Below are 10,711 nucleotides of genomic sequence, written 5' to 3'. Positions count from 1 at the left end.
GGCTTGTCGGCTCGAAGGGGTATGACAGGCTCATTCTCCCACTTTGGGGACCTGGCCTAACACACAAAAATCTCAGTTAACCTCAAATCCGGGAAGCCCTCAGCAGCCATGAACCCTATCCCTGCAAATGCGGCCAGCAGAAACATCAGACCCACCGCCTAAGCTAATGCCCTTCCGCACGGTACGAGGATGGCATCAAAGCCTTATAGTCCCACCATCTACAATTCAAAAACCCTCAACTGGCCACACTGCCAGAGAGGGCATTGAGTCGTCCCAGCACATCCATCACCATTTCGAGATGGTACTGAGCAGACAGGCAGGCCACTTCGGGGGTCATGCGGCCTGATTCCAGGGCTTCTGAGAGGCTCTCGCGGGTGCTTTTGACTTCCTGCTCAAACCTCCGCAGTTTGCTCGATCATCTCCAGAGGATCTTACCCTGACCCTCTGCTGCTCCTCGTACACCCACCTTCCCGGAGTTTCTGGAAGTCCTGAATGTCAATCGGAAGATGACCCGGCGAAAACTGTATGGGGTCAGTTCAACATCCTAGTCGAACAGAAGGGGTTTTTCATCATCCAATGCGCTTTTCTGGTGGTTGCCTCCTGATCTGAAGCTCTGATTCATCCAAACGATACCCCTCCTGAGCTTTCACCCAGGAGAGTCTGTTTTCTTGCCGAATGCTACTTCGCCTGATCGTTGTCACAGGACCGGGTTTCCAGCACCTGCCTACTCTCGCCTTCCAGATAGGCGTAAGTCACAAAGGGTTTCTCGCTCTGGTCGTACACAAAGGCGCTTACTTTGTTACCCTTTGCCGTCAGGGTCATGTAGGTGTTCGGACGGGATTCAGAGATGTAGAACCCGTCCACCACCGGACAGAACCCAGGGTGGTTTTTGTAATACAGGTTGATCAGGGCCGTGAAACCCGTTGCACTCAGGCCAGCGTACTTGAACGCACTCTTCTGCTGGATCACGATGCCTGCATCTGTGAAGATCTCAGAGAAAGCCTCTTGCAGTTGCTGGGCCATGCCAGCGTCCAATGCGGTCACTGGAGGGGCCTCCTCATCCGGCTGGGTCACAGAGGGGGCACAGGCCGTGAGGACGGCCAGCAGCACAACCGCCTTCAACAGATGTTTCATGGCTGGGGGGTCTCCAGGGCAGGGGCCTGCACAGGCTGGGTTGGAACTGCAGGTGCAGCGTCCAGGTTCACTTCGCTGGCCGGGAATTCATCGGGGACAATCAGCCTGGGGGTCACGATGATCACCAGATCGCTGCGCTGATTTGTGGTGTAGGTGCTTCTGAAGAGCCCCCCAATCAACGGCAAATCCCCCAGGATGGGCAGTTTCTTGACGGCTTCGCTGGTGCGGTTCTCGATCAGGCCGCCAATCACGATGGGCTCTCCGTTCCTGACCCGCACGGTGGTGCTGGCTTCCCGGGTGGAGTAACTCAATTCCCCACTGGTGGTGGTGGTGGAGGGAATCGAGACCGTGACGGTGATGTTCGATTCGATCACCCCATCCGGTGAGACTTTGGGCAGGAGGCGCATGGTGATCCCGGTGGTGAGCGTCTGGAACGACTGGTTGCCGTCTTTGGACACCACAATCACCTGTGAGCGGGTGCTGTTGATGCGGGCCTCCACCCCATCGAGTGCGGTCACGCGGGGTCGGGCCAGCACCTGCGCCACATCGTTGCTTTTCAGGAAGTTCAGCGTGAAGCCAATGCCGCCCCCGCCGGATTTCCCGGTGCCGATGGGGCTGCGGGTGAATTTGCCGAACTTGAACAGACTGGCCGGGGTGGCCTCAGAAATGCTGATGCCCAGGGCAGCCTCGTAATCGATCCCCAGTTTTTCAGAGTTGTTCTGGTTGATCTCCAGGATTTCGGCCTCGAAGATCACCTGGGGGCGTTCGGCATCAAGTTGCTTGATCAACTTCCCGACTTTTTCTTTTTCCTGCGGCAAAACATACACCACCATGGCCCGCTGGCGGTCGTCCACCTCCACCCGCACACTGGGGTGCAGTTTGACCAGCAAACTGCTGACTTTGGCAGGGTCAGCGCTTTTCAGGTAGTACATGATGGCTTCGCGGTTCTCGTTGCTGGGGGCGCTCAGCACGGTGCTGCCACTCAGGGAAGGTGCACTGATGAAGAGCCGCTTGCCATCTGGAGAGAGGTAATACCAGAGGTTTTTGGGCAAGGTGAGAACTAGGTTTTTACCGTCCTGCTTCCAGGTGATGCCCAGGTTCAGCAGGCTTTCTGCAGGAAGGTCCGCGTCCGTGAGGATCAGGGTGTGGCTGAGGCTGTCTGCAGTGTAACGGATGGCCTCTGGACTCGCCAGAATCACCGAATCCTGGTCTTGCTGTAAGGTGAGGGAAGCGGCAGAAGCAACGCAAGCAGAGAGGGAAAGGGCAGCAAGGAAAGGCAGCAGGATTTTCTTCATGTGAATCATTGGGGTCCTTCAAAATCGGTGAGGGTGACAGGGGTTTTGCCATCCGCAAGGGTGAGGGTGAACGGACTCAGGGCGGTCTGGCTGTGGGCAGCAAAATTCAGGGTCTGGACGGCACTGAGGCCCTCTCCGGTTTCCCCCAGGATGTGGTTGTGGTTGAGGTCACTGGCGGCCAGCACTTTCAGGGCGGTGCTGGGCGGCAGGTTGTTCAGGGTGAAACGGCCATTTTCTTGCACGGCTGCCCAGGTGATGACCCCATTCTGGGCATCGAGCGCCACCACGAAAGTGTCTGGCTGCATGCGGGGAATGAAGGTGGGGTTGATCAGGCCATACCCGGTCTGCAAGTCCTTGCCGTACACGTCCAGGTCCACGGCACTGCGGGTCATCAGCGGAACGAGGTCTTTCGCCGCGATGCCCTGGGCCAGCCCAAGGGCCAGGATCCCTGAGACTTGTGGTGCGGCCATGCTGGTGCCTGCACACAGGCCATACACGGGATCTTTGCCATCGATGGCTGTGGAGAGAATGCCGTCATTGAGTCCACTGTGGTCCTGGTCTGTTCCCAGGTCTCCCCCGAAAGCGGCAATGAGGGTACCAGGCCCCCGGTTGGCATAGGTGGGCTGATAGGTGTCGGTGGGTCCAGCAACGGAAGTCACCGCGATCACCCCGGGCATGCTGGCCGGAAAGGCAGGGGTGAATTTTCTGTCGTTGCCGGTGGCGGCCACCACCAGCACCCCGTGGCCCTGGGCCTGCTGGATGGCCGATTCCAGGGCAGGCATCTGGGTGTTGAATGTGTTGAGGCCCAGGGACAAATTGATGATCTGGGCGGGGTGGGCATTGGGGTGCTCTTTGTCCAGACCTGCAGCGTAAAGGATGCCCTGGGCCACTTTGAGGATGTCTCCGGACCCGTTGGAATCCAGCACCCGCACCGGGAGCAGGGATGCTTCGGGGGCGGTGCCTCTGAGTTTGAGGTTTGCGCCAATCAGTCCTGCCACATGGGTGCCGTGTCCGTAAGTGTCGGTGGGGTTTTCGTCTCCATCCACGAAGTCATGACCAGCAAGCAGGCGGTCTGCAAATTCGGGATGGGACAAAACGCCACTGTCCACCACGGCCACAGTGATGCCCTTCCCGAGGGTTTTCTTCCAGGCTTCCATCATGTTCATGCGGGTCAGGTGCCACTGGCTGCCCAGCATCAGGGGATCTGGGTTTGTGGGCTTGCAGGGATTGTTGCTGACAGAGACCGAAGCCACATCGTCAGGGTGCAGGGAAACAATCCAGCTTTCCTTCTGCCAGACGGACAACGCTTCACTGGCGCTGGCATGGTCAGGGAAATGCACCTGGCAGGCAAAAAAGGCTTCAAAGCACTGCCGCACCTCCGCACCCTGGAGAGAGGCCAGGGTTTTGAGCTTCTGCTGGTCTTGCATCTCTTGCAGGTAAACAGCCAGTTGCTGGTAGTTGGAAGGGCTTTCTGGGGACACGGCCAGTTGCTTTGCAACAGGACTTTTCAGGCTGCTGGCAGGAAGCAAGACTTTCCCGGTGGCGATGGCCGCCTCATGGGTGAAATAATATTCCGGGCTGCTCTTCTTGTTGACCTGCACCCGCACCTGCACCGGTCCATACACACTGGAGTTGCCCAGGTTGACCAGCAATTCCCCATCTTTCACAACAGGATCCTGGCTGGTGCCCTGCACAAAAGTGGTGAGGTCACTGGCGGTTTTGGTGCCATCATTCCAGCCCACACCTTCGATGTGCAGGACGTTCTCTTGCACACTGACCTTGTTGATTTTGGGCAGCACAGTGTAAACGGTTTGCAAAGCGGTTCCGGTGACCTGCAAAACCACCTCGCCCGCCAGCATCTGGGTGGGCAGGGTCACGTCCAGCAGGCCTTCTGCTTTTTGCTGGCTGGGCAGAACCTGACCTGAAAGCATCACCTTTGCATCGCCTGGGAATTTCCCCACCAGGGTGATGCTGTCTCCAGGGGAAGCCGTGGTGGGCACCACAGAATTCAGTTTGTAGGTGACTTTGGGGGTTTCTTCTTCTTCGCTGCAAGCTGTCAGGGCCGAAAGCATCAAGGTCAGCATGAGGAGGGCAGTGGGTTTCATGGGGCGACCGTGAACGTCCACACCGGGCTGATGGTGGCAGCCACCATCAGCTTGTCATCGTTGAAGTCGTACCCAATCACCTTCCAGTAATACACGCCAGCGCCCAGGGCAGTCTGGCTGCCAGGGTAGGTGGCGCTTGTGTCCTTGATGGCGACCAGTTGACCATTGGCATTGGCAGGCACCGTCCACAGCACGTTGGCCTCTTTGCCAGCGGTGGTGGGATCTTTGTCATACACGTAGAACACGTAAGCATCCGCACCGATGGGAGCTTCCCAGGTCAAGGTGGGTTTGCCTGTGGAGAGCACCGCACCATTCAGGGGACTTTTGATCTTTTGCTCTCCGGGGAACTGAAATTGGGTGTAATTGGACAGGCTGATTTCAACGCCACCCACCACTCCGGCAATCACCCCGTAATGGGTGCCTGCGGCTTCGGTGGGGGTGAGGGGGTGGTCTTTGTCCACACTGTCAATCTCAGGGGTGTTCTGAGGCGAAATCGAGACCCTTTTGTCGTAAGGACCCGAGAGTGCATTGTGGCTGTACTTGAGGCGGTAGCCATCGAGCACCCCAGAAGTGGGTTTGAAGGTGTTCCAGACCCAATCCAGGTAATACTCACTGTTGGCATCCAGCACCGCATCGGCCTGCTTTTGAAGGGTCTTCGCTGAGGAATTCACAAAACCTTCCGGCGCAACCACATCTTGCACTTCACGCTGCCAGACGTTCTGACGTGTCACCAGGGTTTTTTTGACGGGGGGCACCCGGATGCCCATGAAGCGCAGGAGTTTCACCCCATCGGTGTTGTTGATGGTGACCTGGACCGGGTCAGTGTCTGCGGTGTTCCCTGCAGCATCGCTGATTTTGGCGTAGAGCTCCAGTGTGGCTCCGGAGGGAAACCGTCCGGTGTTCCATTCGAGAATGCCTGGGGTGCTGACGGTGCTGCCAATGAAAACGCCTTCTTCTGGGCTGCCTGGGTCCCGTGCATACAATTGAATTTTGCTGATTTCGGCGTCTCCGCGGGCCACCACCTGCACGTTGACTTTGCCGCCAACAGTGCTGCCCTCGGAGGGGGATTGAATGGCGCCGCTGGGAGGGGCAATGTCTTCACTGCACCCAACGATCAGGCAAGCAGTGAGGACCATGATTGTGCTGATTTGAGAATGTTTCACAAAGAAAAATTATGACACATGAGAAGGGGGTGTTGTCTTTATTGTCTGGTGGTGTTGATGAGAGAATGAGACCACAGAACAATCAACCGTTGAAAATCATCAACATGCCACTGGTTTCTAAAACATGTCTTGAAGATCACTTCTGGAAACACCCTCAGCAACGGGAAGAAGCACCAGGTCAACCTTGATCAAACTTTATCGGTTGGTTTTGCCGATCAGGGAGGCCAGACTGGCTTTTAATGTCAAATGTTTTGGAGGGCAAAAGCCACAAAGGTACGATCCTGTGCTTCAGATTCTGGGTGTTTTTCGCACTCAACATCTTGAATTGGACATCTCAGCCTTGCCCAGAAGGGAACCACCCTGGATCGCCTCAGTTGGTATGAGCCTGGATACTGGTCGGTGTCAGTCACCCTGGAGGGCAGCTTCCCCAACCCCAGTCAGACCCTCACAGCCACTGTTCGTTGCGATCAAGGGGTCACCAGTCGGGATGGAAACCTGTTCCGAGAATGGATGACCAGAACAGGGTCTACTGTGACCGGAAATCAACTGACCACCCCCTGGATCACGCTGTCCTGCGAGCAGGGACGCCTCACGGCCAAAGCTGACAGCATTCAGGCCATTCTGAAGCTGATGACCACATCGGTCTCTGTCGGACAACTGGGAGCAGAACAGAACAACCGCACCGGAAAGGCATCCCTCAGCTTTCTAGAGCAGTCTGGGTGCGTTTACCCGGAGGTCCGCTACAAGTGCTACTGGAACTACCTGCTGCTGAGTGTAGAGAAGGGGGTGGTGAAGCGGGACAATCCCGAGTATGACTTCGGCTATGGATCTCTGGTGGGGGCCAAACAGGGCACTGGGCCTGTGGCTCCAGTGTTCTTCGAGGGGAAGAGCACCCCATTCCAGTACGATCCCAACCTTCCTGTGGAGGTGTATGTGAAGGTGAACAACATCGGGTACTGGCAATACCTGAGCATCAATGAGAAAGCAGGCTCATTGACGTGGTGGAAGTCCAACGACGCGCCACAATGAACCTTCGGGCGTGACCCGTGTTTCTTCGCGCGAAGTAACCCTCCAGTTTCCGAGGCCTGCCATGAGATTTCAGGTCACTCCAGCCAAACCAGAAGTTTCTCCAGAAATCCAGATGAGGTCGACTGAACCTCATCCTGTAGCTGGGAAGTCCATCGACTTGAGGTCGGCTGGTCTGTCGGCTGTGGGCAAATGGAAAGCCCTCCCGTTATGGGGAGGGCTTTGGTTATCGTTCAATATGTAATATAATTTAGAATTTCGTTATTCAGTTTTACTACAAGATTAGTACCAAAGGATGGTTCTATTCTCCAGCCATCCTCCACAACTTCTATATCGGCTAATGGAACAGTTCCCTTAGGTGTATAGAATTCAACTTCTAACACGTCTCCCGTCTCGAGAGTAACAGTGGATGCCCATGGCTCAAACATCACAGTAAGTGATGATGTGTTATTATTTGCTAGCTTGATTGCGAAGGATCTATCGTTTATGGACATCCTATACCATCTGCTTTCTCTAAGACCTCAAGGCGCTTAGCAACTTCATCCATTAATATGGCTCTTCCTGGTGCAGTTTTATTTGGCTGTGGTGCGTTCCTATATCCATTTGCGAGAGTTCGAGAATAATCAGATCCAATACCAGCATCATAAATAGCCTTAATATCTGCATCTGTTAGAGTTTCAATTCTTCTAATAGCATCATCAAAACCTGTTGTTACTTTACCACCCCAACCTATGAGTTTGCCCAACTCTACCATACCCATATGAGGGGGTTTAGGTAAGGTATTGAGAGCTTTGCCTGTCAATTGATATGGCCCATATACGGGTCCATTTCCATTATGTACCAACCAGCCCTGCGTCCCCACGAAGAAGGTGTGGGCTTCCTCAACCTCCAGATTGTACATCGTCCTTGCTTCCTGGATGGTGTTGACGTACCTGACTTCACCCAGTGTGCCATCGGCCTGCTTGAGTTTGTCCCCAACTTTCAGGTGTCCGGCCCCCACCCACTTGCCACTCAGATCCGGGTGGCCCTCAGGTTTGGGTCTGGGTTCCCCGTCTGAACGCTCCTTGACGTAGTTGGAGTGTTCAAATTTCGGAGCCTTCCAGCACAGAGTTCTAAAACAAAGTTGGTGCTACCAGGAGGCGGTAGCACCTCGGTAGCACCCCGGTAGCACCAAAATGGGGCCAAAAGTAGCGACAAACTATCCGATTCTCAGTCTTCCTCTGTGAAATCAGTCCACTCCCATTGGATCAGTAGTTTTTCCAGAAGCATCCCATGGGTTGGCTGCACCTTATTTCGCTGCCAGGAAGTCTGTTGACTGAAGGTCGGCTGATCTGTCAGCTATGAAAGTGTAAGCCCTCCCGTTGCAGGGAGGGCTTACATTTTAACTGTTGGTTGGATTATACTCTTCTGACATCATTCTCAGCAGATTGGCTAATCGATCCAAATCTACAAATGACACTGGACGCTCTGTATCTAATAGCTTTGATAGTTCCATCCAGTCATCGGATAAAGAACCAATAACGGGATCTATATTGCCAAGATTCAAATTCGTTAACTGATCTCCGGGAATCATCCAGTAATAGTCAGCTTCTAATTTAATAGATGCGTTTTCCAAAGAAGATATCCTATCTAGTATTCTATTGAATACTAGATTCAATTTTTCGATATCTATTTCCATTTACATCCCCTCCTTGCAAGCTCTTCGACTACCTTTTGATACTCGCCGCGCTGTTTTATTAATTGTTTTTCGATTGACTTCGCTCTACCCTCAATTATTTTAGCTCTAAGTTCAGGTGTGGCATTCTTGAGAAGGCCTTTGTTATCATGAGCATCTGGGTCAGCTAGATACTCACTGAGCTTTTCCTCATGCTCATCAATTAGTTTCTGATAAGAAGCAAGGGACTTAAGTAATCCTTCATCCGTATGATTACTAAAAGAGTTCTTATCTCCATTGTGGACCAACCAGCCCTGAGTCCCGACGAAGAAGGTGTGTGCTTCTTCGACCTCCAGATTGTACATGATTCTTGCTTCCTGGATGGTGTTGACGTAACGGACTTCACCGAGGGTACCATCGGCCTGCTTGAGTTTGTCCCCAATCTTCAGGTGTCCAGCCCCGACCCACTTTTCACTCAGGTCCGGGTGCCCCTCGGGTTTAGGTCTGGCTTCACCGTCTGAACGCTCCGTGACGTAGTTGGAGCGTTCAAATTGAGAGGTCATACAGCAAGGGATTTCGAAATGAAAATGGTGCTACCAGCAGGCCGTAGCACCTCGGTAGCACCCCGGTAGCACCAAAAACTGTTATCTGATCTGTTTTGCAGGATCTTTGAGCAAGTCATTCAGGGTCAAAGCCGCCTCTTTGCGCTGCTCTTCATACACATGGGTGTAGACCCGTAAGGTCATGCTGGCATCCTGATGACCCAGTCTTTCCGCCACCACTTTGATGGGAACCCCCTGCCGCACCAGCAGGGAAGCTGCGGTGTGTCGCAGGTCATGCAGTCTGATTCTGGGTACCCCAGCGAGCCCAATCAGCTTGTGGAATACCTTGATCAGGTTGGAGGGTAGCTGGAATCCCCCTCGGATCGAAGGAAACAGCAGACTTTCTTCCTCCAGCAGCAGGTCTTTCCAATGCTTTTCTTCCTGTTCTTGCATGACAAGGTGACTTTTTAGCACCTGCACGGTATCAGCTGACAAGGAGATCCTTCGATAGCTGGCATGTGTCTTGGGATCACCCAGCACGGCTCTGGCTCCACACTGCACCAGGCTGAACTTCACTTGCACTTCTTGCCTGTCCAGGTCCACCTCCTGCCAGTGCAACCCCAGCAGCTCACCTCGCCTGAGACCTGTGGTAAGAGCCAGATAAAACAGGGCATAGAGACGAGGTTTTTCCACTTTGCAGCAATCCAGAAAGGTACGAACTTCGTCAGCAGTCCAAACCTGCATCTTTTGATGAGATACCCTGGGTGCTTTTACCCTCAAGACCGGATTGAAGCTCAGCAGGTTCCAGTCCACCGCCTGATTGAGCGCTGCCTTCAGGGTGCGCAGCACACACCGGGCATGTTTGACGGTTTTACCTGCTGTGATTTCACCGAGCAGCAAACGTTCCAGATGTAGAGGAGTCAAACTGCCCAGAGTTACATCTGCCAGAAGTGAAGATTTCAGATGCAGGTCGATGATGCGGTGGTATTCCTGGTGGGTCTTGATCCTGATGTGAGACTGCCTGAGGCGCAACCATTCCTGGAGGTAATCCAGCACACTGGTTTGCAGATTGATAGCAAGGATTGCCTCATTTCCTGTGGTTGCCCCTCCGCTCGCTGGTGGAGTGGTTTGTTCTTCCAGGTATCGCTGGGCCTGTTCCAGTGTGGGGAATCGCCTGCTGGTCCTTTTCTGCTTGCCCATCTCGTCTTTCCCGAGGGTGAGGATGACCACGTACTTGCTACCACGCTGCTGAATGCTGCCAGTGCCGTTTCCACGCTTTGACATAAATGTCTCCGTTCCTGTCCCGGTGGGACAGGTTCAGCACATCAGCATTTTTGCGTGTTTTGCGGTTTTTGCGTCTTTTGATGTAAAATGAGGTGAAAGGAGGTCTGTCATGACCCACACCCGACATGAACCCATGGCCCTGCTGACCGTGCAGGAAGCCGCCAGAATGCTCCACGTCAGCGATGACACGGTCCGCAGGCAAATCAAAGAAGGAGACCTGGAAGCCGTCCGAATCGGTACCACGCCACAGGGCAGACCCCGTTACCGCATCCCCTCTGCAGCCGTGGAAGAAAAACTGGGACAGAGCACCCTGAAAGCTCCTTCCGCTCTGGAACGCCTGCAAGAAGCCTTCAGTACCCTGACTGAAGAACAGCAGGAAACGCTGATTGCACAGGCTGTGCAGTGGGCCAGGAGCCAATCTCCAGGTGAACCCCCCAGGGACCGCAAACCAGAACCCAGCAAAGCGGAACTGGACAAGCGTTTTGCAGGTCGCCTGAAGGTCCGGAAG

10 protein-coding genes are annotated in these 10,711 nt (G+C 54.2%); 2 read left to right on the top strand and 8 right to left on the bottom strand.

Features of this window, described 5'->3' with window-relative positions; genetic code table 11:
• Positions 1-678: 678 nt before the first annotated feature.
• From IEY52_RS26050 to IEY52_RS26035, 4 genes are read right to left on the bottom strand one after another with little or no spacing between them, the layout of a single operon-like run.
• Entirely contained in the window at positions 679-1,134 is a 456-nt protein-coding gene (locus IEY52_RS26050) for a hypothetical protein (RefSeq protein ID WP_189009482.1), read from the bottom strand.
• A complete protein-coding gene (locus tag IEY52_RS26045; protein ID WP_189009479.1) occupies positions 1,131-2,429 on the bottom strand; it encodes a type II secretion system protein GspD in 1,299 nt (432 codons plus the stop codon). The genes IEY52_RS26050 and IEY52_RS26045 overlap by 4 nt, the downstream gene beginning before the upstream one ends.
• Before the next feature lie 5 nt (positions 2,430-2,434).
• Positions 2,435-4,534 (bottom strand): S8 family serine peptidase, encoded by a 2,100-nt coding sequence (locus tag IEY52_RS26040; protein WP_189009476.1) that lies wholly within the window; start codon positions 4,532-4,534, stop codon positions 2,435-2,437.
• A complete protein-coding gene (locus IEY52_RS26035; RefSeq protein ID WP_189009473.1) occupies positions 4,531-5,697 on the bottom strand; it encodes an Ig-like domain-containing protein in 1,167 nt (388 codons plus the stop codon). The genes IEY52_RS26040 and IEY52_RS26035 overlap by 4 nt, the downstream gene beginning before the upstream one ends.
• Positions 5,698-6,096: 399 nt before the next feature.
• Here IEY52_RS26035 and IEY52_RS26030 point away from each other — a divergent pair, with 399 nt between their 5' ends.
• Entirely contained in the window at positions 6,097-6,726 is a 630-nt protein-coding gene (locus tag IEY52_RS26030) for a hypothetical protein (RefSeq protein ID WP_189009470.1), read from the top strand.
• A 481-nt stretch (positions 6,727-7,207) separates the two neighbouring features.
• Here the strand turns inward: IEY52_RS26030 and IEY52_RS26025 are convergent, their stop codons facing one another.
• The 4 genes from IEY52_RS26025 to IEY52_RS26010 all read right to left on the bottom strand — a co-directional run bounded on the left by IEY52_RS26025 (position 7,208) and on the right by IEY52_RS26010 (position 10,203).
• A complete protein-coding gene (locus tag IEY52_RS26025; RefSeq protein WP_229684990.1) occupies positions 7,208-7,723 on the bottom strand; it encodes a polymorphic toxin-type HINT domain-containing protein in 516 nt (171 codons plus the stop codon).
• Between the two features lie 381 nt (positions 7,724-8,104).
• A complete protein-coding gene (locus IEY52_RS26020) occupies positions 8,105-8,401 on the bottom strand; it encodes a hypothetical protein (RefSeq protein WP_189009467.1) in 297 nt (98 codons plus the stop codon).
• The gene (locus tag IEY52_RS26015) at positions 8,392-8,940 is read right to left on the bottom strand and encodes a polymorphic toxin-type HINT domain-containing protein (protein WP_189009464.1); all 549 of its coding nucleotides are present in this window, start codon (positions 8,938-8,940) and stop codon (positions 8,392-8,394) included. The genes IEY52_RS26020 and IEY52_RS26015 overlap by 10 nt, the downstream gene beginning before the upstream one ends.
• A gap of 81 nt (positions 8,941-9,021) precedes the next feature.
• On the bottom strand, positions 9,022-10,203 hold the full coding sequence (locus tag IEY52_RS26010; RefSeq protein ID WP_189009461.1) for a tyrosine-type recombinase/integrase: 1,182 nt from the start codon (positions 10,201-10,203) through the stop codon (positions 9,022-9,024).
• A 109-nt stretch (positions 10,204-10,312) separates the two neighbouring features.
• On the opposite strand from IEY52_RS26010, the gene IEY52_RS26005 reads away from it, so the two are divergent.
• The coding region (locus IEY52_RS26005) for a helix-turn-helix domain-containing protein (protein ID WP_189009458.1) at positions 10,313-10,711 on the top strand (399 nt) is incomplete at its 3' end.

Source organism: Deinococcus roseus, assembly GCF_014646895.1.
Classification (GTDB): domain Bacteria; phylum Deinococcota; class Deinococci; order Deinococcales; family Deinococcaceae; genus Deinococcus_C; species Deinococcus_C roseus.
The sequence above is the reverse complement of the archived record's forward strand: the minus strand, read 5'-3'. Positions and strand labels throughout refer to the sequence as shown.